We start from the raw sequence: 23,646 nt of genomic DNA, 5'->3' as shown, positions 1-23,646 counted from the left end.
TAAACCGCTATTCACAGCGCATCGGGAGGTTGGCAGCGATTAATTCTCCCGATGCAGTAAATCCTGATAGATCCCCGTTAATATGCCATTTGGCGCAAATTGTTTTTTAATCCACTGCGTCACCTGACCCGTAGCAGAATGCTGAGTCGCCAGCAACATGCGCGAATCCTGGCGCGGATTATGGATTTGTCGGGTAACCAGCAGGGATTGCGCCATCGCCTCACGGACCATGTAATCCGGCAAAAAACCAATCCCTTCACCTAAAATCTGGCACTGACATTTGGTGTTGAAATCTGGCACCAGAATCGACTCCTGCCCATGCAGCAACCAGCCCACTTTTTTATTAATCGTATGCGCGGTGTCCTCCACCATAATATTAGGGTAGAGACGCAGTTGGCTTTCGGCGATGGGTTCCGGCACAAAGGCTAACGGGTGATCCGGGGCGATAGCAAAAGCCCAGCGAATCGCGCCAATTTCAGTGTAATCAATACCGCCGCCGTCCAGTAGTGTATCGGGTGCGCCGATGGCGATATTGGCCTGATTATTAATAATCGCATCCCAGACGCCGTTATACACTTCGGTGGTGACGGTAATCTGGCAGGTAGGAAACTGCTTTTTCAGCACCTGTAATAAGCGCGCGGTGTGTTTGGGCGTATCAAGCAGCTGATTAATACAAATGCGCACACGCGCTTCTATGCCCTGCGAAATAGTATCTATGCTACGTTTGATGGCATAAAAATCATTCAGCAGGTCGGTAGCTTTGCGGAAAAAATAACGCCCGGACTCCGTTAACTCAATGCTGCGGGTACTGCGAGTGAACAGCACCACATCCAGCCCCGTCTCCATACGCTTAATGGTGTAGCTAATGGCGGAAGTGGTTAAACCCAACTCTTCTGCGGCTTTACTGAAGCTGCCAAAACGCGCAGCGGTAGTAAATGCCAACAGATTCTCTTCGGTAAAAATTGAGTTCATTAAACCATTCTCGCCATTATCTACTATGAATTTCTCCAGCTATGACTGTAGAGGTATCGGTTAAAGATAGATAATCATTTTTGAATAACTTTTAATACCCGTCGCGTTTAGTCGTCGCTTCGCTTAATTTTTGTCCACCATATTCTGAAATTATCCCCACGCAGTTACCCGCCAGAAAACCCAGTAACGTCACCGTCCAGTTCATCCCGCTGGCAAAAAACAGCGTCATGCCGAGAAAGCCACCGGGAATAAAGGACAGTAACCAGAAACGCCCTTGCCAGACCACTACCGCCGAGAAGGGTACGGTAGTAATTACGCTCGCCCAGAACGCGGACAGTCCACTTACAGAGGCCAGCCAACCGGCAGCCAGCGCGGCGAAAAATGCCCACACCATCCCGGAATAATTAACCGCCAGACTTCTGATAAACCCCGATTTACCGCCGCCTGCGGCATAAAAACTGCAAAAGGCGACGAAGCCAATGGTTCCTAATAATTCCCATCCCTGAGAGAGCCCGACATGTGAAGACACTAACTGCCAAAGCCCTGCACAAATACCGACGGTGACACCCGTTGCCGTGAGTCCGTTCATCTTGTTCCCCTCTGGTTAGACATGGACGAAAGCTACTCTTACATGTGCAGACTATAGAGAAATAAAACCTGATTGAGTGAAAGGGTATCGGGTCAAAGAAACAAATATTGCACTACCGCACACTGCGAAAAGATTGTTGAACATCATTCAACAAAAAGGCGAAATACAGCGAATTAAATTTAAGCGGGTTCTTTTATCAGATTATCGTTGCTATTCTCAATTCATCGAAAACAGCCACAAAAACCAGGGGAATGTGAATGAGTATAAAAAATCTACCTGCCGACTATTTATTGGCTGCACAACAGGGTGATATCGATAAAGTAAAAACCTGCCTTGCGCTGGGTGTCGATATTAATACCTGCGATCGTCAGGGGAAAACGGCAATTACGCTGGCAAGTTTATATCAGCAATATGCTTGCGTTCAGGCATTAATTGATGCCGGAGCGGATATTAATAAGCAAGATCATACCTGTTTAAATCCTTTTTTAATTAGCTGTCTGAACGATGATTTAACGCTACTACGAATTATTTTACCGGCTAAACCCGATCTTAATTGCGTAACCCGTTTTGGCGGTGTCGGCCTGACGCCTGCCTGTGAAAAAGGCCATTTAAGTATTGTAAAAGAGCTTTTGGCGCATACGGAGATTAACGTTAACCAGACCAACCATGTAGGCTGGACGCCGCTACTGGAAGCGATTGTGCTTAATGATGGTGGTATTAAACAGCAGGCGATTGTGCAGTTATTGCTGGAACACGGTGCCAGCCCGCATCTGACCGATAAATATGGCAAAACGCCACTGGAACTGGCGAGGGAACGGGGCTTTGAAGAGATTGCGCAGTTACTGATTGCCGCAGGTGCATAAACCGGGAGGCTTGCTATCAACACACCAGAAAGACGGTGTGTGTGGGCGCTAACTGCGGATGCGGATTTTCTGGCGCAGCGGGGGCAAGGACAGGTTGAACAGGTCTTTGCCAGAGCGGTAAATATCGCACTCCCGGCTCGCCAGCAGTTGCTGACGCTGCTTTGTGAAGAGTACGACAATGCGCCAAACAGTTGTCGGTTGGCACTCACTCACTTTGATGATCTGTTCCGGCATGGTGATAAGGTTCAGTTTGACGATCAAGGTATTACGGTTGGTCAACATCTTCATATAGAGATGAGTCGTTGTCGGCGTTGGCTGTCCCCAACCTTGCAAATGACCGCTGTGAATTTTCACCTTATCGCCTGGCTACAGTGGCACGACATTATTCATCAGCACCTGGGGGAAAATGAAACCCTGTTTAATTATCGCGGCGATAATCCGTTTTATCAGGCGTTAAATAAAGAACTACATATTAAACGACGGGCAGTTATTCAGGCAGTAAACGAAAAACAAAATATCGCCGCAGCGGTCGCCAGTATGATTGGGTTAGGGATTGGCCTTACGCCATCAGCCGACGATTATTTAACAGGTCTGGCGCTTATTTTATTTATTCCCGGGCATCCGTCGGAAAAATACAAAGAGGAATTTTATCTCGGTATGCAGCGCGGCAGAAATAACACCACATTATTAAGTGCTATAACGCTGGAAGCCGCATTACAACAACGTTGCCGGGAAAATATTCATCGTTTTATTCACAACATTATTTATGACATCCCTGGGAACGCAACTCAGGCAATAGAAAAAATTAAACATATTGGCTCCAGTTCCGGCTGCGACATGCTGTATGGCATGGCCGATGGTTGTGCGCTGAGCCAAACCTACGGAGGGAATTATGTCAGTTAAAATAGTCATTAAACCGAATACCTATTTTGATTCTGTCTCGCTGATGTCTATCTCCACGCGTGCAAATAAACTCGACGGCGTCGAGCAGGCATTTGTGGCGATGGCGACCGAAATGAACAAAGGTGTACTGAAAAATTTAGGACTGCTGACGCCGGAGCTGGAACAGGCGAAAAACGGCGACCTGATGATTGTCATCAACGGCAAAGCGGGCGCGGACAACGAACAGTTGCTGGTGGAGATTGAAGAACTGTTCAACAGCAAAGCGCAAAGCGGCTCGCACGAGGCGCGTTACGCCACTATTGCCAGCGCCAAAAAGCATATCCCGGAAAGTAACCTGGCGGTGATTTCGGTTAACGGTCTGTTTGCCGCTCGCGAAGCGCGTCAGGCGCTGCAAAACGACCTTAACGTGATGCTGTTTTCCGATAACGTCTCAGTTGAAGATGAACTGGCGCTCAAGCAGTTGGCCCACGAAAAAGGGCTGCTGATGATGGGGCCGGACTGCGGCACGGCGATTATTAACGGCGCGGCGCTCTGTTTTGGTAACGCCGTGCGTCGCGGCAATATCGGTATTGTTGGCGCATCCGGCACCGGCAGCCAGGAGCTGAGCGTCCGCATTCATGAATTTGGTGGCGGTGTTTCACAACTGATTGGCACCGGCGGGCGCGACCTGAGCGAGAAAATCGGCGGCCTGATGATGCTCGACGCCATCGGGATGCTGGAAAACGATCCGCAAACTGAAATTATCGCACTGATTTCAAAACCTCCCGCGCCTGCGGTGGCCCGCAAAGTGCTGGAACGCGCACGTGCCTGCCGCAAGCCGGTGGTGGTCTGCTTCCTCGGTCGCGTTGAAACGCCGGTGGATGAGCAGGGGCTACAGTTTGCCCGCGGCAGCAAAGAGGCGGCGCTAAAAGCGGTGATGCTCTCCGGCGTGAAACAGGAAAATCTCGACCTGCATACGCTTAACCAGCCGTTGATTGCTGATGTGCGTGCGCGTCTGCAACCGCAGCAGAAATACATTCGTGGCCTGTTCTGCGGCGGCACGCTGTGCGACGAAACCATGTTCGCGGTGATGGAAAAACATGGCGATGTCTACAGCAACATTCAGCCCGATCCTGAATTCCGCCTGCAAGATATCAACCGCAGCATCAAACACACCTTCCTCGACTTTGGCGATGACGACTTCACCAACGGCAAGCCGCATCCAATGATTGACCCCACCAACCGCATCAGTCGCTTGATCGAAGAAGCGCGCGATCCAGAAGTGGCGGTGATCGTGATGGATTTTGTGCTCGGATTTGGATCGCATGAAGATCCGGTCGGCTCCACCATCGAGGCGATCAAAGAAGCGAAAGCGATCGCCGCCGCCGAAGGACGCGAGTTGATCATTCTCGCCTATGTGCTGGGCACCGATCTCGATACGCCATCATTAGAACAACAAAGCCAGATGCTGCTTGATGCCGGAGTGATTCTGGCGAGCAGCAGCACCAATACCGGATTGCTGGCGCGTGAATTTATCTGCAAAGGGGAGGAAGCCTGATGAGCCAGTCACTGTTTAGCCAACCGTTGAACGTTATTAACGTCGGTATCGCCATGTTTAGCGATGACCTGAAAAAGCAGCATGTAGAAGTGACTCAACTCGACTGGACGCCGCCGGGGCAGGGCAATATGCAGGTGGTGCAGGCGCTGGATAACATTGCCGATTCGCCGCTGGCAGACAAAATCGCCGCCGCTAACCAGCAGGCGCTGGAGCGCATTATCCAGTCGCATCCGGTGCTGATTGGTTTTGATCAGGCGATTAACGTGGTGCCGGGCATGACGCCGAAAACCATTCTTCACGCCGGGCCGCCGATCACCTGGGAAAAAATGTGCGGCGCGATGAAAGGCGCGGTCACCGGGGCGTTGGTGTTCGAAGGGCTGGCGAAAGATCTCGATGAGGCGACTGAACTGGCGGCCTCCGGGGAGATCACCTTCTCGCCGTGCCACGAACACGACTGCGTGGGATCGATGGCGGGCGTTACCTCGGCCTCGATGTTTATGCACATCGTGAAAAACAAAACCTACGGCAACATCGCTTATACCAATATGAGCGAGCAGATGGCGAAGATTTTGCGTATGGGTGCCAACGATCAGAGCGTGATCGACCGCCTCAACTGGATGCGCGATGTGCAGGGGCCAATGCTGCGCGACGCGATGAAAATTATCGGTGAGATCGATCTGCGCTTAATGCTGGCGCAGGCGCTGCATATGGGCGATGAGTGCCATAACCGCAATAACGCCGGGACGACGCTGCTGATTCAGGCACTGACGCCGGGGATCATTCAGGCAGGCTATTCCGTCGAGCAACAGCGCGAAGTGTTCGAGTTTGTCGCCAGCAGCGACTACTTCTCCGGCCCGACGTGGATGGCGATGTGTAAAGCGGCGATGGATGCGGCGCACGGCATCGAATACAGCACCGTGGTCACCACCATGGCGCGTAACGGCGTCGAGTTCGGCCTGCGGGTCAGCGGCCTGCCGGGGCAGTGGTTTACCGGCCCAGCGCAGCAGGTCATCGGCCCGATGTTTGCTGGTTATAAGCCGGAAGATTCGGGGCTGGATATCGGCGACAGCGCCATCACAGAAACCTACGGTATTGGCGGGTTTGCCATGGCGACCGCGCCTGCAATCGTCGCACTGGTGGGCGGCACGGTGGAAGAGGCTATCGATTTCTCCCGTCAGATGCGCGAAATCACCCTTGGCGAAAACCCCAACGTCACCATTCCGCTGCTCGGTTTTATGGGCGTGCCGTCGGCAATCGACATCACCCGCGTGGGTAGCAGCGGCATTCTGCCGGTGATCAACACCGCCATCGCCCATAAAGATGCGGGCGTCGGCATGATTGGCGCGGGCATTGTGCATCCACCATTCGCCTGCTTCGAGAAAGCCATTCTCGGCTGGTGCGAACGTTACGGCGTCTGACTTACATGTTTATGCCGGATGCGGTGTGAACGCCTTATCCGGCCTACGGATGGCCCGAGAATTGTAGGCCTGATAAGCGTAGCGCATCAGGCAGTCTGGCGTTGGTCATAACCTAATCACCCTCTGTAGCGGACATAACAACATGAAAGAGCTTGTGGTCGTTGCCATTGGTGGCAACAGCATTATCAAAGATAACGCCAGCCAGTCGATTGAGCATCAGGCGGAGGCGGTGAAAGCCGTGGCCGATACGGTGCTGGAAATGCTGGCTTCCGATTACGACATTGTGCTGACCCACGGTAACGGGCCGCAGGTCGGGCTGGATTTACGCCGTGCGGAGATTGCCCACGAGCGCGAAGGGCTGCCCTTAACGCCGCTGGCGAACTGTGTGGCAGATACGCAGGGCGGCATCGGCTATCTGATCCAACAGGCGCTGAATAACCGGCTGGCGCGTCACGGCGAGAAAAAAGCCGTCACCGTGGTAACTCAGGTGGAAGTGGATAAAAACGATCCAGGTTTTGCCCATCCCACCAAGCCCATTGGTGCATTCTTCAGTGAAAGCCAGCGTGACAAACTACAAAAGGCAAACCCTGACTGGTGTTTTGTTGAAGATGCCGGACGGGGCTATCGCCGCGTGGTCGCCTCGCCGGAACCGAAACGTATTGTCGAAGCACCCGCCATTAAGGCGCTGATCCAACAAGGTTTTGTCGTAATTGGCGCGGGCGGCGGTGGAATTCCGGTAGTGCGTACTGAAGCGGGGGATTACCAAAGCGTGGACGCGGTTATTGACAAAGATCTCTCTACCGCGCTGCTGGCCCGTGAAATTCACGCCGACATTCTGGTGATCACCACCGGCGTCGAAAAAGTCTGTATCCACTTTGGTAAACCGCAGCAGCAGGCGCTGGATCGGGTGGATATTGCCACCATGACTCGCTATATGCAGGAAGGGCATTTTCCGCCCGGCAGCATGTTGCCAAAAATCATCGCCAGCCTGACGTTCCTGGAGCAGGGCGGCAAAGAAGTGATTATCACCACGCCGGAATGCCTGCCTGCGGCGCTGCGCGGTGAAACGGGCACCCATATTATTAAAACGTAAGGACGTAGGATGAAAGAAAGCAATAGCCGCCGTGAATTTCTGAGCCAGAGCGGTAAGATGGTCACCGCCGCCGCGCTGTTTGGTACCTCTGTGCCGCTCGCCCATGCGGCGGTAGCTGGCACCCTAAACTGCGAAGCGAACAACACCATGAAAATCACTGACCCGCATTACTATCTCGATAACGTGCTGCTGGAAACCGGTTTTGACTACGAAAACGGTGTGGCGGTGCAGACCCGCACGGCGCGCCAGACCGTGGAGATTCAGGACGGCAAAATTGTCGCCCTGCGCGAGAACAAGCAGCATCCGGACGCCACGCTGCCGCACTATGACGCTGGCGGTAAGTTGATGCTACCCACCACTCGCGACATGCATATTCATCTCGACAAAACCTTCTACGGCGGGCCGTGGCGCTCGCTCAATCGTCCGGCAGGCACCACTATCCAGGACATGATCAAACTCGAGCAGAAAATGCTGCCGGAGTTACAACCGTATACGCAGGAGCGGGCGGAAAAACTGATCGATCTATTGCAGTCGAAAGGCACCACCATTGCCCGCAGCCACTGCAATATCGAACCGGTTTCCGGCCTAAAAAATCTGCAAAATTTGCAGGCGGTGCTGGCGCGGCGTCAGGCGGGCTTCGAGTGTGAAATCGTCGCCTTCCCGCAGCACGGTTTGCTGCTGTCGAAATCGGAACCCTTAATGCGCGAAGCGATGCAGGCGGGTGCGCATTACGTCGGCGGGCTGGACCCGACCAGTGTCGATGGCGCGATGGAAAAATCCCTCGACACCATGTTTCAGATTGCGCTGGACTACGACAAAGGTGTCGATATTCACCTGCACGAAACCACTCCGTCGGGCGTGGCAGCCATCAATTATATGGTTGAAACGGTAGAGAAAACGCCGCAACTGAAAGGTAAGCTGACCATCAGCCACGCCTTTGCGCTGGCTACGCTCAACGAACAACAGGTCGATGCGCTGGCGAATCGGATGGCGGCGCAGCAAATTTCTATCGCCTCGACGGTGCCGATTGGCACGCTGCATATGCCGCTCAAACAGTTGCACGACAAAGGCGTAAAAGTGATGACTGGCACTGACAGCGTTATCGACCACTGGTCGCCTTATGGTCTGGGCGACATGCTGGAAAAAGCCAATCTCTACGCGCAGCTCTATATTCGTCCTAACGAACAGAACCTCTCCCGTTCGCTGTTTCTAGCCACTGGCGATGTATTGCCGCTGAATGAAAAAGGCGAGCGTGTATGGCCAAAAGCGCAGGATGATGCCAGCTTTGTGCTGGTGGACGCCTCCTGTTCCGCCGAGGCGGTGGCGCGTATCTCGCCGAGAACCGCAACGTTCCATAAAGGGCAACTGGTGTGGGGGAGTGTGGCAGGTTGATGCGCATTTGAAACGCCTGCAACGGTGAATTGTAAGAGATTTAAGCCCCAGGGAGTGGGGCGGGAATGGTTTGCTAATGAATGATCCTGAACTTTATAATCTCGCGGCATAATTTCCAGGGGATTATTTGAGAGAAATACACAAAAGTGAGTTTTAACAAAGGTATTTATCAGGCCATAAATGTGACCTGCTTCGGATAAAAAAGATTCAGTATCGAAAAACCAATGATACTCTTGCTGATGGTTACCAACAGTAATTAAGATGTGATTTGTTTTTCCGTAATCGCAAAAATATTGCCATGACCATAAAAGAAAAATTCTCACAAAAATATCCCCATGCTTCCTTTTGTACTTTTGGCGATTCAGCAGCGTTGGCCGATCACCTCGCAACGTTGATTGCGACTGGTGTTAAAACAGCTTCCTGTGGTTCGCTGGCGGGATGTATTGAAGACAACGCATTTCCGATGATTGGTGAGTATAAGATTGTAGAAAATAGCCGTGGTGAGCCTGTATGTGTTATCAGAGTGATTGGCCTGCATTTACTGCGCTTTTCTGATGTCACCGTGGAGCTTGCCCGTAAGGAAGGTGAAGGTGACCTCAGTCTTGAATATTGGCGTAATGAACACCGTCGTTTTTTCCAGGCAGAAGGAAGCTATTCACCAGAAATGGACGTTATATTTGAAGAATATGCCCTTATTGACGTTGTGTAGATAACTATTTATCTACGCGAAATAAACTCACACACATAAAATATCGCTAATTTTGTTTATTTTGCTATTTTTTACGTGATGAATGTCACACTTATTGTTGCTGCCCGTTTTGTCCATATTTATAACCATATTTTTAATAGCTGCCTGAAATAGGGCTGTTTATTCTGCATAAAAATATTCGAAAATTCTTATTCTCTCCAGCGCGCTAATTTGGGCGAACACTTCCTGACTACCCTGCAATGAGGCTGAAATGATGAATAAACGTTTTGTTATCAATATGGTGTCTTCGCTGTTATTAGGCGCTGCGCTAATTTCTGCGCCGCTCCAGGCAGCGGAAAAAGTCGTGGTGAATATTTCTAAAGTCGATGGTATGCCGTGGTTTAATCGCATGGGCGAAGGTGTGGTTGAGGCGGGTAAAGCCTTTGGTGTTAATGCCTCACAGGTGGGGCCTTCAAGTACTGATGCTCCGCAACAAGTTAAAATTATTGAGGATTTAATCGCCCGTAAGGTTAATGCAATTACTATCGTGCCAAACGATGCCAACGTGCTGGAACCGGTATTCAAAAAAGCGCGAGATGCCGGAATTGTGGTTCTGACCAACGAATCCCCCGGTCAGCCAAGTGCTAACTGGGATATTGAAATCATTGATAACGAAAAATTTGCCGCTGAATATGTTGAGCATATGGCGAAACGCATGGGGGGCAAGGGCGGCTATGTGATTTACGTGGGTAGTTTGACCGTGCCGCAGCATAACTTATGGGCTGACTTGCTGGTGAAATACCAGAAAGAGCATTACCCGGATATGCATGAAGTTACCCGCCGCATGCCGGTTGCCGAGAGTGTGGATGACTCACGTCGTACCACACTGGACCTGATGAAAACCTATCCTGACTTGAAAGCGGTTGTCTCCTTTGGTTCAAACGGTCCGATTGGCGCGGGACGTGCGGTGAAAGAGAAACGGGCGAAAAATAAAGTCGCAGTCTATGGCATGATGATCCCTTCACAGGCGGCATCACTGATTAAAAGTGGTGATATCACCGAAGGGATTACTTACGATCCGGCCTCTGCAGGTTACGCACTCGCAGCCGTCGCCAGCACGTTGCTGAAGGGTGAAGAGATCAAACCTGGATTAGAAATGCAGAATCTGGGTAAGGCCGACGTAGATATGGATAAGCGAATTATCCGTTTCCATAAGGTATTACTGGTCAACAAAGACAATATCGACTCACTTTATTAATCCATTTCTTCGGGGCGAAAGCCCCGATTCTTATTGCCAGGGGATGTTATGGAAACTTTCCTTTCCCTTCGTCATATCAACAAAACGTTTCATGCCACGCGAGCGCTGCGCGATGTTTCTCTCGACTTTATGTCGGGTGAAGTGCACTGCCTTGCCGGGCAAAACGGCTGTGGTAAATCGACGTTGATTAAAATTATGTCCGGTGTTTATCGCCCGGATGAGGGAGCGGAAATTACGCTTGGTGGGAAAAACTGGTCAAAGCTGACACCCGCCGCTTCGGTGGCGCAGGGGATTCAGGTGATTTATCAGGACCTCTCTTTATTTCCTAACCTGAGTGTCTGGGAGAATATCGCCGTGAATCACTATCACCACGGTCTGTTTGTTAACCGCCGTCGTCTGCGTGAGGTGGCGCAGGCGGCAATGACCAGTATTAACGTCACATTGCCACTGGATACACTCGTTTCTGAGCTTTCAATTGCCCGCTGTCAGCTGGTGGCTATTTGCCGTGCACTGGCGCAGGACGCACGGTTGATCGTGATGGATGAACCAACCGCTTCGCTGACCCATCAGGAAGTGCAAGGGTTATTACAGGTGGTGCATCAATTGCGTGAACGCGGGATCTGCGTGGTCTTCGTCAGTCATCGTCTGGAAGAAGTGATGGAAGTTTCCGACCGTATTTCAGTGCTGAAAGATGGTGAGCTGGTCGGGACTTTTCCGGCTGCAGAGATGACCACAAAACAACTCGGTTTCCTGATGAGCGGCCAGGAGTTCGAATATCAGGTGCGAGAGTTGTGGCAGGGAAAATCCAGCACCCCGGTGCTTGAGGTGCGTAATTTAAGTCGTCATGGGGAATATCTAAATATTAACTTGCGGGTGGAAGCGGGCGAAGTGGTATCGATTGTTGGCCTGCTTGGTGCGGGGCGCACGGAATTATGTCTGAGTCTGTTTGGTATGACCCGACCGGATGCTGGCGAGATCCTCATCAACGGCCAGCCGGTTACACTGCATAGTAACCAGGACGCTATCCGCCACGGTATTGGTTATGTTTCGGAAGATCGCATGTCGCGCGGTTTGGTGATGGCGCAATCTATTGAAGACAACATCATTAGCACTGTTTTTCACAAGGTAAAAGATCGCTTCGGCTTTCTGAGTGAAACTAAAGTTCGTGACCTGGTGGACAGGCTAATCAAGGCATTGACCATCAAAGTCTCTGATCCTCATCTTCCGGTGAATACGCTTTCTGGTGGTAACGCGCAGCGAGTATCGATCGCCAAATGGCTGGCGATTGGGCCACGACTGTTGATTCTCGATAGCCCGACAGTCGGTGTTGATATCGCCAACAAAGCAGGAATATACGGCATTATCAGCGATCTGGCGGCTCATGGCATTGCGGTATTGATGATCTGCGATGAAATTGAAGAAGCGTGGTATCAAAGCCACCGGATTTTGGTAATGCAAAAAGGTCAGATCACCCATAGCTTCCTGCCTGACAGCAGTTCTCAGGCCAGGATTGCGGAGGTGGTAAATGGCTGAACTGAAAAAACGCCATGAATTCTGGCTGGCATTACTGATTGTGGTGCTGTTTGTTGGCCTTGCCTGGCGCAGCGACGAGTTTCTGACATTCGGTAATTTGTACGATCTCGCCAATAACTATGCCATGTTGACTATTCTCGCCTGTGGTTTGTTTGTGGTGTTGATTTCCGGTGGAATTGATATTTCGTTTCCAGCAATGACCATCATTGCGCAATACGGCATGGTGCTGTTGCTGCAAAAAATTGGTGGCAACTTCGCTGTCGCGTTTGCACTGGCGGGCTGCATCGGCATTTTACTTGGCTTAATTAACGCCTTACTGGTTAATCGCCTACGGGTGCCTTCTATCATCATCACTATCTCGACGCTGAATATTTTCTATGGCCTGCTGTTATGGTTGAGTAAAGGTGTGTGGCTGTACGACTTTCCGCCGTGGTTTGAGCAGGGGGTTATGTTGTTCAAGTACACCGATGCTGATGGCTATGACTATGGCCTTGGTCTGCCGCTGATCGCCATGATTACGGTGGTGCTGCTAACAGCGTTTATCATGAATTTCACCAGTGTAGGGCGCAAAATTTATGCCCTTGGCGGGAACCGCGAATCAGCCAGTCGCATCGGCTTTAGCGTGCTGAAACTGCAACTTTTCGTCTATGGCTATATGGGATTGATGTCTGGCGCTGCGGGTGTAGTGCAGTCGTGGACGGTGATGACTGTCGCCCCCGATTCTCTTCTGGGTTATGAGCTGACAGTACTGGCTGCGGTGGTGCTTGGCGGCACTAGTTTGCTCGGCGGGCGCGGCACGTTAACCGGTACTTTGCTCGGCGTGGTGTTGTTGGCAGTGATGCAAAACGGGCTAAATTTATTGGGAGTCTCGTCTTACTGGCAAACATTGATCACCGGCATCATCATCGTTGCCAGCATTAGTGCCACGGCGTGGAGTCAGCATCAGAACCGGAGTCTGCTATGAAAAAATCGTGGCGTAATAACGTTGAGTTTTACTTGATCGGCCTGCTGGTGCTAACTGTTGCCGCGTTCAGCATTACTATGCCGGAGATTTTCTGGTCGATAAGTAATTTCCAGTCCGTCGCTTCGCAAATGCCCGTGCTGGGCATTCTGGCGTTGGCTATGGCGGTGACCATGCTTTGCGGTGGCATTAACTTGTCAATTATAGCCACTGCTAACGCCTGTTCACTGGTGATGGCGTGGGTGGCGACTCAGTATCCACCGGGTATTGCTACGGTTGTCGCTACGTTACTGGCGGGCGCTGGCGCGGCGGTGATAATCGGTTTATGTAACGGCGTATTGATTGCTGGTATTCGAGTGTCGCCAATTCTTGCAACGCTTGGGATGATGACGTTGCTCAAAGGGATAAATATTCTGGTGACAGGTGGTAGCGCCATTGCCAATTATCCCTCATGGGTGCTGTGGTTGAATCATGCGCAATGGTTCGGTATTCCGCTACCGATGTGGTTGTTTGCCGCAGTGGCACTGGGGCTATGGATATTGCTGGAGAAAACGCCGCTCGGTAAAGCCATTTACCTGATTGGGTCTAACGAACGAGCAACACTTTACTCCGGCATTAACACTCGTCGGGTGCTGATTTGGGTTTATGTCATTTCCGCCTTGCTTTGTGCGGTAGCGGCATTTTTGATGATGTCGAAACTCAACTCGGCTAAGGCCTCTTATGGCGAATCGTACTTGCTGGTGTCAATCCTCGCGGCAGTACTCGGTGGGGTTAATCCGGACGGCGGCAGCGGGCGGATAATTGGTATGGTGCTGGCGCTGTTTCTTCTGCAAATTATTGAAAGCGGCTTCAATATTCTCGGTATAAGCCCCTACCTGACGATGGCCTTATGGGGAACGTTGCTGCTCTGTTTCATTCAGGTTCGCGGCATGTTGGGGCTGGATCGGGTGGTTTAAATATTGGCTATATTCAATGGACGCGTTTTGCCGCGATGACATATCAGGCGTCGCCAAATACACATAGCTAATCAGGAGTAAACACAATGAAGATCAAAGCTGTTGGTGCATATTCCGCTAAACAACCACTTGAACCGATGGATATCACACGGCGTGAACCGGGACCGAATGATGTCAAAATCGAAATCGCTTACTGTGGCGTCTGCCATTCCGATCTCCACCAGGTCCGTTCCGAGTGGGCGGGGACGGTTTACCCCTGCGTACCGGGTCATGAAATTGTGGGGCGTGTGGTAGCCGTTGGTGATCAGGTAGAAAAACATGCGCCGGGCGATCTGGTCGGTGTCGGCTGCATTGTCGACAGTTGTAAACATTGCGAAGAGTGTGAAGACGGGCTGGAAAACTACTGTGATCACATGACCGGCACCTATAACTCGCCGACGCCGGACGAACCGGGCCATACTCTGGGCGGCTACTCACAACAGATCGTCGTTCATGAGCGATATGTTCTGCGTATTCGTCACCCGCAAGAGCAGCTGGCGGCGGTGGCTCCTTTGTTGTGTGCAGGGATCACCACGTATTCGCCGCTACGTCACTGGCAGGCCGGGCCGGGTAAAAAAGTGGGCGTGGTCGGCATCGGCGGTCTGGGACATATGGGGATCAAGCTGGCCCACGCGATGGGGGCGCATGTGGTGGCATTTACCACTTCTGAGGCAAAACGCGAAGCGGCAAAAGCCCTGGGGGCCGATGAAGTTGTTAACTCACGCAATGCCGATGAGATGGCGGCTCATCTGAAGAGTTTCGATTTCATTTTGAATACAGTAGCTGCGCCACATAATCTCGACGATTTTACCACCTTGCTGAAGCGTGATGGCACCATGACGCTGGTTGGTGCGCCTGCGACACCGCATAAATCGCCGGAAGTTTTCAACCTGATCATGAAACGCCGTGCGATAGCCGGTTCTATGATTGGCGGCATTCCAGAAACTCAGGAGATGCTCGATTTTTGCGCCGAACATGGCATCGTGGCTGATATAGAGATGATTCGGGCCGATCAAATTAATGAAGCCTATGAGCGAATGCTGCGTGGTGATGTGAAATATCGTTTTGTTATCGATAATCGCACACTAACAGACTGAAAAAATTAATAAATACGCTGTGGTTTAACATATTAACTTCGCTCTCCACTTAACTTTTTAGTTAAGGAGAGCGAAATAATATCAAAGTAGCAGTAAAACCTATAACGTAAATTCAAATTGTTAAATTAACTCCCTCCAGTACACAATACTTCACACGTTAGTTATGAGCGATTTCTGATAGTGCCTGGTTTAATCAGAGCTTTATTATCTGCGACGTTTATTTTTATTTAAGAGAGATCGCGATGATATCATTAAAAGCTCCGCACAATAATTTGATGCCATATACGCAACAAAGCATACTTAATACGGTTAAAAACAATCAGTTACCAGAGGATATCAAAAGCTCCCTGGTTTCCTGTGTCGATATATTCAAGGTTTTGATTAAACAATATTATGATTATCCTTATGATTGTCGTGATGATTTAGTCGATGACGACAAACTCATTCATCTCATGGCTGCCGTACGAGACTGTGAGTGGTCAGACGATAACGCACTCACCATAAATGTGCAGTTTAATGATTTCCCAGGATTTTATGACTGGATGGATTACCCTGATCACCCGGTTAAGTTTGTTTTTCGCATACTTGAAAATCAAAAAGGGACAGTTTGGGTATATGACCAGGATGATGCGTTTCTTGATATTAAAGCAAATGTGCAGGCTGGACGCTTTACCGGGCTTAAGAAATTAGTGCAGTTTATCGATTCAGTGCGAACAGATTGCAAATGTATTCTTCTTGAAAGAATTTTCCCTAAAGGGAAAGAGTGTATGCGTGTGGAAAAATGGCTTCGCGAAATGTCGTCTATTCCGGAGACAGACGCGCCCATTAAGCAGGCGCTTGCGCATGGATTATTATTACACTTAAAAAATATCCACCCTGTTTTTCCTGAATCACTGGTGATGTTATTGCTCTCTGTTCTGGACGTAAAAACATACAGAGATGACGCACGATTAAATGAATGGATATCGAATAGAGTGCAGGAATTAGGTGACAGATATTATCCTGTAAATAAGCACGTTAAAATCCGCTACACTCTTTAGTTCAGAAAGGGTTCCACCTGCAAGTTGTTATTCCACCAGAGAGTGAATCGCAAAGCAGGTAATCATTTCATCTGTATATCCGTATGCCAAATGGCATTCCACCGCCTTTTCGCCGATATTTTGTTGTGATCGGCGACACTTCGCTTAAAAAAGCACCAGCAGTGGTTTCGCAGCCATGCGGTGTATAAAAAATGATCTCATGCAGATGTTTTGTGAATGTGTGGGTTGACATTCATATGAAAAAAATCATAATTCCATCATGTTTGTGTGGGGTCTTTTCTGTATCTTACGCATCGCACTCAAGCCTGACAGAAAATATGCTGTAAGGCTCATATCAAAAACCGCCATTAGCTCATCAGGAAGAGCAGACGACAACCAGGATTGTTGTATGGTACGGGGTTCGAGGCCTCGATGGCGGTCCAACTTTTCAAAACTCTTCTGAATCAGATCCCCTTATTATCGTCCCTGCAAAGTGGAACATTGCCATTGTTTGGCTATTCAGGACGGGTCAGACCAATGAAAAAAGCCCACACAGGGGAGAGTGGGCTGAAATGGGAAGCTAAAGACTCAAATAAACTTATCGGAAATAAGGACCACGCATTACGGGGGCTATCATCGCCGATGGCCGGGATTCGGCAAATCAGGTTGATTACGTAGAGAGTAAATTATCTGCTCACCGCTGCGTCACCCCTTCGTAAATCAGGCGTAGCGCGAATACACCAATAATTGCACCAATAACCCGACTGGCAACGCGTTGCATACGCCCATAAGCACGACGCACAGCGGGCAAAGAAAACGCCTGACTAAGAAAAACTCGCCAGATAATTGATGCGAGCACAATCCCCGCCCAGGCCATTAAACGTGCCCATGTTGGTGTTTCGGCATTTAATGTTACTGAGAAAATACTGATAAAAAATAAAACGGTTTGCGGGTTAGAGAGATCGGTAATTAATCCGCGGCGAAAAAAGACATACCAGGGGGCGCTAATCGGTTGTTGTAGTGTGCTCATTTGCGGTGTTGACTGGCGGCGCATGCTGCACCACGCAAACCATAAGAGATAAGCGCCGCCGACGATTCTGATAAGCGAAAAAATCTCCTCACACTGCGTAATTAGCGTTGCAAGACCAAACAAACCCAACCCGGAATAAAATGCATCGCCCAGCGCCACGCCCAGCCCGGTCAGCACCCCTGCGCGTCGACCGGAAGCCAGGCTGGTTTGTACTACCACAAAGAGATTGGCTCCCGGATTAAAAAAAGTAATCACGAACAGTCCTACGGTCAGGTAAACGGCGTGCAAAGGATCCATCGTGATTTCATCCATAAATAAGTGAAGTAACTTAATAATATTTCTACCAAAAATAATCGGGTGCGAGAGAGATCACAAAGTGTCTTATTTCCGGTTACTGGCGTTTATGCCCTGACTGAACTAATTATTAATCAACCCAATAATGTGGGTGGGTGATAGTGTGATAACAACTCTGGAGCCGTAATATGAAAATAATCTCTAAAATGTTAGTCGGTGCGTTAGCGTTAGCCGTTACCAATGTCTATGCCGCTGAATTGATGACCAAAGCGGAATTTGAAAAAGTTGAATCGCAGTATGAAAAAATAGGTGATATTTCAACCAGCAATGAAATGTCGACTGCAGACGCGAAAGAAGATTTGATCAAAAAAGCGGATGAAAAAGGGGCTGATGTGTTGGTACTGACCTCCGGTCAAACTGACAATAAGATCCACGGCACGGCAAATATTTATAAGAAGAAGTAATTCTGAACCCTATGTAAACATCCCCGATGCGTAAGTTTATCGGTGATCATCTATTGAAATTTATGCCGGATAAAGCGTTCGCGCTGCATTCGGCAGTTCAGCTTTTCAGCCGCCGCCAGAACGTCGTCCGGCTGATGCCTAAATAATTCGCCGCTGCTGTTTTATCGCCATTAAATTTCTCCAGTGCCTGTTGTGGTGTCAGTAAGCGTGGAGCGGGAGTTTTCGCCGACTCGCGCGCCAGTTCCGGCAGTAGCAGCTGCAAAAATTGCGGCGTTAAATCCGGCGTCGGTTCCACACTTAAAAATAGCGCCAGTCGCTCCATCATATTGCGCAGTTCACGAATATTACCTGGCCAGTCGTAGTGCACCAGCACGGTTTCGCTTGCCTGTAATCCCTGGCGTAATGCGGCAGAAAACGGGGCGGAGAGCGCCGCCAGAGACACTTTCAAAAAGCTTTCCGCCAGCGGAAGAATATCCGCCACCCGCTCGCGCAGTGGTGGCAATTGCAGACGCAAAATACTCAGCCGATAAAACAGATCACGGCGAAAACGTCCTTGCTGCATATCTTCTTCCAGCTTGCAGTGAGTGGCGCTAATGACCCGTACATCTACCGGAACAGGCTGATGCCCGCCGACGCGGGTGACCTCTTTTTCTTCCAGCACCCGTAACAGGCGAGTCTGCAAAGGTAGCGGCATTTCGCCAATCTCATCCAGAAACAGCGTACCGCCGTGGGCAATTTCGAACAGCCCGGCGCGACCTCCGCGTCGCGAGCCGGTAAACGCCCCTTCCTCATAGCCAAACAGCTCCGCTTCCAGCAGCGATTCGGCTATCGCCCCGCAGTTGACGGCAACAAACGGATGCGACTTTTTGCCCTGTCGCGCATCGTGGCGGGCAAAATATTCCCGATGAATCGCCTGGGCCGCCAGCTCTTTGCCCGTCCCCGTTTCCCCCTCAATCAACACCGCTGCACTGGAGCGGGCATACAGCAAAATAGTCTGCCGTACTTGTTCCATCTGTGGTGATTGACCGAGCATATCGCCCAGCACGTAACGAGTTCTCAGGGCGTTGCGGGTGGCATCGTGAGTGTTATGGCGTAACGACATGCGCGTCATATCCAGCGCATCGCTGAACGCCTGGCGCACGGTGGCGGCGGAATAGATAAAAATTCCGGTCATTCCGGCTTCTTCTGCCAGATCGGTAATCAGCCCCGCGCCGACCACCGCTTCAGTGCCGTTAGCTTTCAGCTCGTTAATCTGCCCGCGGGCGTCTTCTTCGGTAATGTAGCTACGTTGATCGAGGCGCAGATTAAAGGTTTTTTGAAACGCCACCAGCGCTGGAATGGTTTCCTGATAGGTGACAACGCCGATAGAAGAGGTGAGTTTTCCGGCTTTTGCCAGTGCCTGTAACACATCGTAGCCGCTCGGTTTAATCAAAATAACTGGCACTGACAGGCGGCTTTTCAGGTACGCGCCGTTAGAGCCAGCAGCGATGATGGCGTCACAGCGTTCGTTTGCCAGTTTCTTGCGGATGTAGGTCACTGCTTTTTCAAAGCCAAGCTGAATAGGGGTAATGTTCGCCAGGTGATCAAACTCGAGGCTGATATCGCGAAACAGCTCGAACAGGCGCGTTACAGATACCGTCCAGATAACCGGTTTGTCGTCATTAAGCCGTGGTGGATGTGCCATAGCGCACCGCAAAGTTAAGAAACCGAATATTGGGTTTAGTCTTGTTTCATAATTGTTGCAATGAAACGCGGTGAAACATTGCCTGAAACGTTAACTGAAACGCATATTTGCGGATTAGTTCATGACGTTATCTCTAACAAATTGAAATTAAACATTTAATTTTATTAAGGCAATTGTGGCACACCCCTTGCTTTGTTTTATTAACGAAAATAACAAGTTGATAACAAAGGATGGGCTATGTCTCTACACTCTCCAGGTAAAGCGTTTCGCGCTGCACTGACTAAAGAAAATCCATTGCAGATTGTTGGCACCATCAACGCTAATCATGCGCTGTTGGCGCAGCGTGCCGGATATCAGGCAATTTATCTCTCCGGCGGTGGCGTGGCGGCAGGGTCGCTGGGGCTGCCCGATCTCGGTATTTCTACCCTTGATGATGTGCTGACAGATATTCGCCGTATCACCGACGTTTGTTCGCTGCCACTGCTGGTGGATGCGGATATCGGTTTTGGTTCTTCGGCCTTTAACGTGGCGCGTACGGTGAAATCGATGATTAAAGCCGGTGCGGCAGGATTGCATATTGAAGATCAGGTTGGTGCGAAACGCTGCGGTCATCGCCCGAACAAAGCGATCGTCTCGAAAGAGGAGATGGTGGATCGGATCCGCGCGGCGGTGGATGCGAAAACCGATCCTGATTTTGTGATCATGGCGCGCACCGATGCGCTGGCGGTAGAGGGGCTGGATGCGGCGATCGAGCGTGCACAGGCCTATGTTGAAGCGGGTGCCGAGATGTTGTTCCCGGAGGCGATTACCGAACTCGCCATGTACCGCCAGTTTGCCGATGCGGTGCAGGTGCCGATCCTCGCCAACATTACCGAATTTGGCGCAACACCGCTGTTTACCACCGACGAATTACGCAGCGCCCATGTCGCAATGGCGCTGTACCCACTTTCAGCGTTCCGCGCCATGAACCGCGCCGCTGAGCATGTCTACAACGTCCTGCGCCAGGAAGGCACGCAGAAAAGCGTCATCGATACCATGCAAACCCGCAACGAGCTGTACGAAAGCATCAACTACTACCAGTACGAAGCGAAGCTCGACGACCTGTTTGCCCGTAGCCAGGTGAAATAAAACACAACGAAAAATATCTCGACCCTACAAATGACGAGGACAACATGAGCGACACAACGATCCTGCAAAACAGTACCCATGTCATTAAACCGAAAAAATCTGTGGCACTTTCTGGCGTTCCGGCGGGCAATACGGCGCTCTGCACCGTGGGTAAAAGCGGCAATGACCTGCATTACCGCGGCTACGATATTCTTGATCTGGCGGAACATTGCGAATTTGAAGAAGTGGCGCATCTGCTGATCCACGGCAAACTGCCGACCCGTGACGAACTCGCCGCTTACAAAACGAAACTGAAAGCCCTGCGCGGTTTACCGGCTAACGTGCGTACCGTGCTGGAAGCCTTACCGGCGGCGTCACACCCGATGGATGTTATGCGCACCGGCGTTTCCGCGCTCGGCTGCACGCTGCCAGAAAAAGAGGGACATACCGTCTCTGGCGCGCGGGATATTGCCGACAAACTACTGGCATCACTTAGCTCGATTCTCCTTTATTGGTATCACTACAGTCACAACGGCGAACGCATCCAGCCGGAAACCGATGACGACTCCATCGGTGGTCACTTCCTGCATCTGCTGCACGGCGAAAAGCCATCGCAAAGCTGGGAAAAGGCGATGCATATTTCGCTAGTGCTGTACGCCGAACACGAGTTTAACGCCTCCACCTTTACCAGTCGGGTGATTGCGGGCACTGGCTCTGATATGTATTCCGCGATTATTGGCGCGATTGGCGCACTGCGCGGGCCGAAACACGGCGGAGCGAATGAAGTGTCGCTGGAGATCCAGCAACGCTACGAAACGCCGGACGAAGCCGAAGCCGATATCCGCAAGCGGGTGGAAAACAAAGAAGTGGTCATTGGTTTTGGTCATCCGGTTTATACCATCGCCGACCCGCGCCACCAGGTGATCAAACGTGTGGCGAAGCAGCTCTCGCAGGAAGGCGGCTCGTTGAAGATGTACAACATCGCCGATCGCCTGGAAACGGTGATGTGGGAGAGCAAAAAGATGTTCCCCAATCTCGACTGGTTCTCTGCTGTTTCCTACAACATGATGGGCGTTCCCACCGAGATGTTCACACCACTGTTTGTCATCGCCCGTGTCACCGGCTGGGCGGCGCACATCATTGAACAACGTCAGGACAACAAAATTATCCGTCCTTCCGCCAATTATGTTGGACCGGAAGACCGCCAGTTTGTCGCGCTGGATAAGCGCCAGTAAACCTCTACGAATAACAATAAGGAAACGTACCCAATGTCAGCTCAAATCAACAACATCCGCCCGGAATTTGATCGTGAAATCGTTGATATCGTCGATTACGTCATGAACTACGAAATCAGTTCTAAAGTGGCCTACGACACCGCACATTACTGCCTGCTCGACACGCTCGGCTGCGGTCTGGAAGCTCTCGAATACCCAGCCTGTAAAAAACTTCTGGGGCCAATTGTCCCCGGCACCGTCGTACCCAACGGCGTGCGCGTCCCCGGAACTCAGTTTCAGCTCGACCCTGTCCAGGCGGCATTTAACATTGGCGCGATGATCCGCTGGCTCGATTTCAACGATACCTGGCTGGCGGCGGAGTGGGGGCATCCTTCCGACAACCTCGGCGGCATTCTGGCAACGGCGGACTGGCTTTCGCGCAACGCGGTCGCCAGCGGCAAAGCGCCGTTGACCATGAAACAGGTGCTGACCGCAATGATCAAAGCCCATGAAATTCAGGGCTGCATCGCGTTGGAGAATTCCTTTAACCGCGTCGGCCTCGACCACGTTCTGTTAGTGAAAGTGGCTTCCACCGCCGTGGTCGCCGAAATGCTCGGCCTGACCCGCGAGGAAATTCTCAACGCCGTTTCGCTGGCGTGGGTGGACGGTCAGTCGCTGCGCACCTATCGCCATGCGCCGAACACCGGCACGCGTAAATCCTGGGCGGCGGGCGATGCCACTTCCCGCGCGGTACGTCTGGCACTGATGGCGAAAACGGGCGAAATGGGTTACCCGTCAGCCCTGACCGCGCCGGTATGGGGCTTCTACGACGTCTCCTTTAAAGGTGAATCGTTCCGCTTCCAGCGTCCGTACGGTTCTTACGTCATGGAGAATGTGCTGTTCAAAATCTCCTTCCCGGCGGAGTTCCACTCCCAGACGGCAGTTGAAGCGGCGATGACGCTCTATGAACAGATGCAGGCAGCAGGCAAGACGGCGGCGGATATCGAAAAAGTGACCATTCGCACCCACGAAGCCTGTATTCGCATCATCGACAAAAAGGGGCCGCTCAATAACCCGGCTGACCGCGACCACTGCATTCAGTACATGGTGGCGATCCCGCTGTTATTCGGGCGCTTAACGGCGGCAGATTACGAGGACAACGTTGCGCAAGATAAACGCATCGACGCCCTGCGCGAGAAGATCAATTGCTTTGAAGATCCGGCATTTACCGCTGACTACCACGACCCGGAAAAACGCGCCATCGCCAATGCCATTACCCTTGAGTTCACCGACGGCACACGATTTGAAGAAGTGGTGGTGGAGTACCCCATTGGTCATGCTCGCCGCCGTCAGGATGGTATTCCGAAACTGGTCGATAAATTCAAAATCAATCTCGCGCGCCAGTTCCCGACTCGCCAACAGCAGCGCATTCTGGAGGTTTCTCTCGACAGAACTCGCCTGGAACAGATGCCGGTCAATGAGTATCTCGACCTGTACGTCATTTAAGTAAACGGCGGTAAGGCGTAAGTTCAACA

General features: G+C 51.2%; 23 protein-coding genes. 19 read left to right on the top strand and 4 right to left on the bottom strand.

Going from position 1 to position 23,646, the window contains the following annotated elements; translation table 11 throughout:
- Positions 1–39: 39 nt before the first annotated feature.
- Both FTE26_RS11575 and FTE26_RS11570 read right to left on the bottom strand, forming a co-directional pair.
- A complete protein-coding gene (locus tag FTE26_RS11575) occupies positions 40–972 on the bottom strand; it encodes a LysR substrate-binding domain-containing protein (RefSeq protein ID WP_001084395.1) in 933 nt (310 codons plus the stop codon).
- A 91-nt stretch (positions 973–1,063) separates the two neighbouring features.
- Positions 1,064–1,561, bottom strand: a complete 498-nt coding sequence (locus FTE26_RS11570) for a DUF1097 domain-containing protein (protein WP_001013880.1) — start codon at positions 1,559–1,561, stop codon at positions 1,064–1,066.
- A gap of 257 nt (positions 1,562–1,818) precedes the next feature.
- Between FTE26_RS11570 and FTE26_RS11565 the strand changes: the two genes are divergently transcribed.
- From FTE26_RS11565 to yahM, 15 genes are all read left to right on the top strand, one after another.
- Positions 1,819–2,424 carry an ankyrin repeat domain-containing protein gene (locus tag FTE26_RS11565; protein ID WP_000023635.1) on the top strand — a complete coding sequence of 202 codons (606 nt, stop codon included), beginning with the start codon at positions 1,819–1,821 and terminating at the stop codon, positions 2,422–2,424.
- Between the two features lie 39 nt (positions 2,425–2,463).
- Complete coding sequence (locus tag FTE26_RS11560) at positions 2,464–3,327, top strand: DUF2877 domain-containing protein (protein ID WP_001296901.1); 864 nt, start codon at positions 2,464–2,466, stop codon at positions 3,325–3,327.
- Entirely contained in the window at positions 3,317–4,864 is a 1,548-nt protein-coding gene (gene fdrA, locus FTE26_RS11555) for an acyl-CoA synthetase FdrA (protein WP_000111784.1), read from the top strand. The genes FTE26_RS11560 and fdrA overlap by 11 nt, the downstream gene beginning before the upstream one ends.
- A complete protein-coding gene (locus tag FTE26_RS11550) occupies positions 4,864–6,282 on the top strand; it encodes a DUF1116 domain-containing protein (protein WP_000083455.1) in 1,419 nt (472 codons plus the stop codon). The genes fdrA and FTE26_RS11550 overlap by 1 nt, the downstream gene beginning before the upstream one ends.
- 142 nt (positions 6,283–6,424) lie before the next feature.
- Positions 6,425–7,375, top strand: a complete 951-nt coding sequence (locus FTE26_RS11545) for a carbamate kinase family protein (protein ID WP_000661649.1) — start codon at positions 6,425–6,427, stop codon at positions 7,373–7,375.
- Between the two features lie 9 nt (positions 7,376–7,384).
- Positions 7,385–8,767, top strand: a complete 1,383-nt coding sequence (locus FTE26_RS11540) for an amidohydrolase family protein (protein WP_000665131.1) — start codon at positions 7,385–7,387, stop codon at positions 8,765–8,767.
- Between the two features lie 298 nt (positions 8,768–9,065).
- Complete coding sequence (locus tag FTE26_RS11535) at positions 9,066–9,476, top strand: ASCH domain-containing protein (protein ID WP_001325907.1); 411 nt, start codon at positions 9,066–9,068, stop codon at positions 9,474–9,476.
- Between the two features lie 253 nt (positions 9,477–9,729).
- Positions 9,730–10,713, top strand: coding sequence for an autoinducer 2 ABC transporter substrate-binding protein (locus FTE26_RS11530; protein WP_001042107.1), 984 nt, complete (start codon positions 9,730–9,732; stop codon positions 10,711–10,713).
- Between the two features lie 48 nt (positions 10,714–10,761).
- Entirely contained in the window at positions 10,762–12,246 is a 1,485-nt protein-coding gene (locus FTE26_RS11525; protein WP_000447327.1) for a sugar ABC transporter ATP-binding protein, read from the top strand.
- Complete coding sequence (locus FTE26_RS11520) at positions 12,239–13,210, top strand: ABC transporter permease (protein WP_000818900.1); 972 nt, start codon at positions 12,239–12,241, stop codon at positions 13,208–13,210. Before FTE26_RS11525 ends, FTE26_RS11520 begins: the two co-directional genes overlap by 8 nt.
- Positions 13,207–14,163, top strand: coding sequence for an ABC transporter permease (locus FTE26_RS11515; RefSeq protein ID WP_000750340.1), 957 nt, complete (start codon positions 13,207–13,209; stop codon positions 14,161–14,163). Before FTE26_RS11520 ends, FTE26_RS11515 begins: the two co-directional genes overlap by 4 nt.
- 86 nt (positions 14,164–14,249) lie before the next feature.
- A complete protein-coding gene (yahK, locus tag FTE26_RS11510; RefSeq protein ID WP_000692742.1) occupies positions 14,250–15,299 on the top strand; it encodes an NADPH-dependent aldehyde reductase YahK in 1,050 nt (349 codons plus the stop codon).
- Between the two features lie 242 nt (positions 15,300–15,541).
- Entirely contained in the window at positions 15,542–16,339 is a 798-nt protein-coding gene (gene yahL, locus FTE26_RS11505) for a protein YahL (protein WP_272457582.1), read from the top strand.
- Between the two features lie 259 nt (positions 16,340–16,598).
- Positions 16,599–16,781, top strand: a complete 183-nt coding sequence (locus FTE26_RS20300) for a hypothetical protein (RefSeq protein WP_437438054.1) — start codon at positions 16,599–16,601, stop codon at positions 16,779–16,781.
- Positions 16,751–16,996 carry a protein YahM gene (yahM, locus tag FTE26_RS11500; RefSeq protein WP_000290611.1) on the top strand — a complete coding sequence of 82 codons (246 nt, stop codon included), beginning with the start codon at positions 16,751–16,753 and terminating at the stop codon, positions 16,994–16,996. The genes FTE26_RS20300 and yahM overlap by 31 nt, the downstream gene beginning before the upstream one ends.
- Positions 16,997–17,012: 16 nt before the next feature.
- On the opposite strand, the gene FTE26_RS11495 is transcribed toward yahM, so the two are convergent.
- Complete coding sequence (locus FTE26_RS11495) at positions 17,013–17,645, bottom strand: LysE family transporter (protein WP_001299549.1); 633 nt, start codon at positions 17,643–17,645, stop codon at positions 17,013–17,015.
- A gap of 185 nt (positions 17,646–17,830) precedes the next feature.
- Between FTE26_RS11495 and yahO the strand changes: the two genes are divergently transcribed.
- Positions 17,831–18,106, top strand: a complete 276-nt coding sequence (yahO, locus tag FTE26_RS11490; RefSeq protein ID WP_000691956.1) for a DUF1471 family periplasmic protein YahO — start codon at positions 17,831–17,833, stop codon at positions 18,104–18,106.
- A 97-nt stretch (positions 18,107–18,203) separates the two neighbouring features.
- Here the strand turns inward: yahO and prpR are convergent, their stop codons facing one another.
- Complete coding sequence (gene prpR / locus FTE26_RS11485; RefSeq protein ID WP_000941039.1) at positions 18,204–19,790, bottom strand: propionate catabolism operon regulatory protein PrpR; 1,587 nt, start codon at positions 19,788–19,790, stop codon at positions 18,204–18,206.
- Between the two features lie 237 nt (positions 19,791–20,027).
- Here prpR and prpB point away from each other — a divergent pair, with 237 nt between their 5' ends.
- From prpB to prpD, 3 genes are read left to right on the top strand one after another with little or no spacing between them, the layout of a single operon-like run.
- Positions 20,028–20,918 (top strand): methylisocitrate lyase, encoded by an 891-nt coding sequence (prpB, locus tag FTE26_RS11480; RefSeq protein WP_000052202.1) that lies wholly within the window; start codon positions 20,028–20,030, stop codon positions 20,916–20,918.
- Positions 20,919–20,962: 44 nt separating this feature from the next.
- A complete protein-coding gene (gene prpC, locus FTE26_RS11475; protein WP_001285909.1) occupies positions 20,963–22,132 on the top strand; it encodes a bifunctional 2-methylcitrate synthase/citrate synthase in 1,170 nt (389 codons plus the stop codon).
- Positions 22,133–22,165: 33 nt separating this feature from the next.
- Positions 22,166–23,617 carry a 2-methylcitrate dehydratase gene (gene prpD, locus FTE26_RS11470; RefSeq protein ID WP_001275861.1) on the top strand — a complete coding sequence of 484 codons (1,452 nt, stop codon included), beginning with the start codon at positions 22,166–22,168 and terminating at the stop codon, positions 23,615–23,617.
- Positions 23,618–23,646: the final 29 nt, after the last annotated feature.

It is taken from the genome of Escherichia sp. S10b, assembly GCF_028421345.1.
In the GTDB taxonomy this organism is placed as follows: domain Bacteria; phylum Pseudomonadota; class Gammaproteobacteria; order Enterobacterales; family Enterobacteriaceae; genus ECMA0423.
Note: the sequence above shows the minus strand (reverse complement) of the source record. Positions and strands in the feature narration are given on the sequence as shown.

What these genes read in the sequence shown, in the direction of transcription:
- FTE26_RS11525 (WP_000447327.1), top strand. Translation starts at nt 10,762, where the DNA reads ATGGAAACTTTCCTTTCCCTTCGTCATATCAACAAAACGTTTCATGCC.
- FTE26_RS11570 (WP_001013880.1), bottom strand. Translation starts at nt 1,561, where the DNA reads ATGAACGGACTCACGGCAACGGGTGTCACCGTCGGTATTTGTGCAGGG.
- prpC (WP_001285909.1), top strand. Translation starts at nt 20,963, where the DNA reads ATGAGCGACACAACGATCCTGCAAAACAGTACCCATGTCATTAAACCG.
- FTE26_RS11495 (WP_001299549.1), bottom strand. Translation starts at nt 17,645, where the DNA reads ATGGATCCTTTGCACGCCGTTTACCTGACCGTAGGACTGTTCGTGATT.
- FTE26_RS11565 (WP_000023635.1), top strand. Translation starts at nt 1,819, where the DNA reads ATGAGTATAAAAAATCTACCTGCCGACTATTTATTGGCTGCACAACAG.
- FTE26_RS11515 (WP_000750340.1), top strand. Translation starts at nt 13,207, where the DNA reads ATGAAAAAATCGTGGCGTAATAACGTTGAGTTTTACTTGATCGGCCTG.
- FTE26_RS11575 (WP_001084395.1), bottom strand. Translation starts at nt 972, where the DNA reads ATGAACTCAATTTTTACCGAAGAGAATCTGTTGGCATTTACTACCGCT.
- prpB (WP_000052202.1), top strand. Translation starts at nt 20,028, where the DNA reads ATGTCTCTACACTCTCCAGGTAAAGCGTTTCGCGCTGCACTGACTAAA.
- FTE26_RS20300 (WP_437438054.1), top strand. Translation starts at nt 16,599, where the DNA reads ATGTTTGTGTGGGGTCTTTTCTGTATCTTACGCATCGCACTCAAGCCT.
- yahO (WP_000691956.1), top strand. Translation starts at nt 17,831, where the DNA reads ATGAAAATAATCTCTAAAATGTTAGTCGGTGCGTTAGCGTTAGCCGTT.
- FTE26_RS11550 (WP_000083455.1), top strand. Translation starts at nt 4,864, where the DNA reads ATGAGCCAGTCACTGTTTAGCCAACCGTTGAACGTTATTAACGTCGGT.
- yahM (WP_000290611.1), top strand. Translation starts at nt 16,751, where the DNA reads ATGGCGGTCCAACTTTTCAAAACTCTTCTGAATCAGATCCCCTTATTA.
- FTE26_RS11545 (WP_000661649.1), top strand. Translation starts at nt 6,425, where the DNA reads ATGAAAGAGCTTGTGGTCGTTGCCATTGGTGGCAACAGCATTATCAAA.
- FTE26_RS11535 (WP_001325907.1), top strand. Translation starts at nt 9,066, where the DNA reads ATGACCATAAAAGAAAAATTCTCACAAAAATATCCCCATGCTTCCTTT.
- prpR (WP_000941039.1), bottom strand. Translation starts at nt 19,790, where the DNA reads ATGGCACATCCACCACGGCTTAATGACGACAAACCGGTTATCTGGACG.
- yahK (WP_000692742.1), top strand. Translation starts at nt 14,250, where the DNA reads ATGAAGATCAAAGCTGTTGGTGCATATTCCGCTAAACAACCACTTGAA.
- yahL (WP_272457582.1), top strand. Translation starts at nt 15,542, where the DNA reads ATGATATCATTAAAAGCTCCGCACAATAATTTGATGCCATATACGCAA.
- FTE26_RS11520 (WP_000818900.1), top strand. Translation starts at nt 12,239, where the DNA reads ATGGCTGAACTGAAAAAACGCCATGAATTCTGGCTGGCATTACTGATT.
- FTE26_RS11530 (WP_001042107.1), top strand. Translation starts at nt 9,730, where the DNA reads ATGAATAAACGTTTTGTTATCAATATGGTGTCTTCGCTGTTATTAGGC.
- fdrA (WP_000111784.1), top strand. Translation starts at nt 3,317, where the DNA reads ATGTCAGTTAAAATAGTCATTAAACCGAATACCTATTTTGATTCTGTC.
- FTE26_RS11540 (WP_000665131.1), top strand. Translation starts at nt 7,385, where the DNA reads ATGAAAGAAAGCAATAGCCGCCGTGAATTTCTGAGCCAGAGCGGTAAG.
- prpD (WP_001275861.1), top strand. Translation starts at nt 22,166, where the DNA reads ATGTCAGCTCAAATCAACAACATCCGCCCGGAATTTGATCGTGAAATC.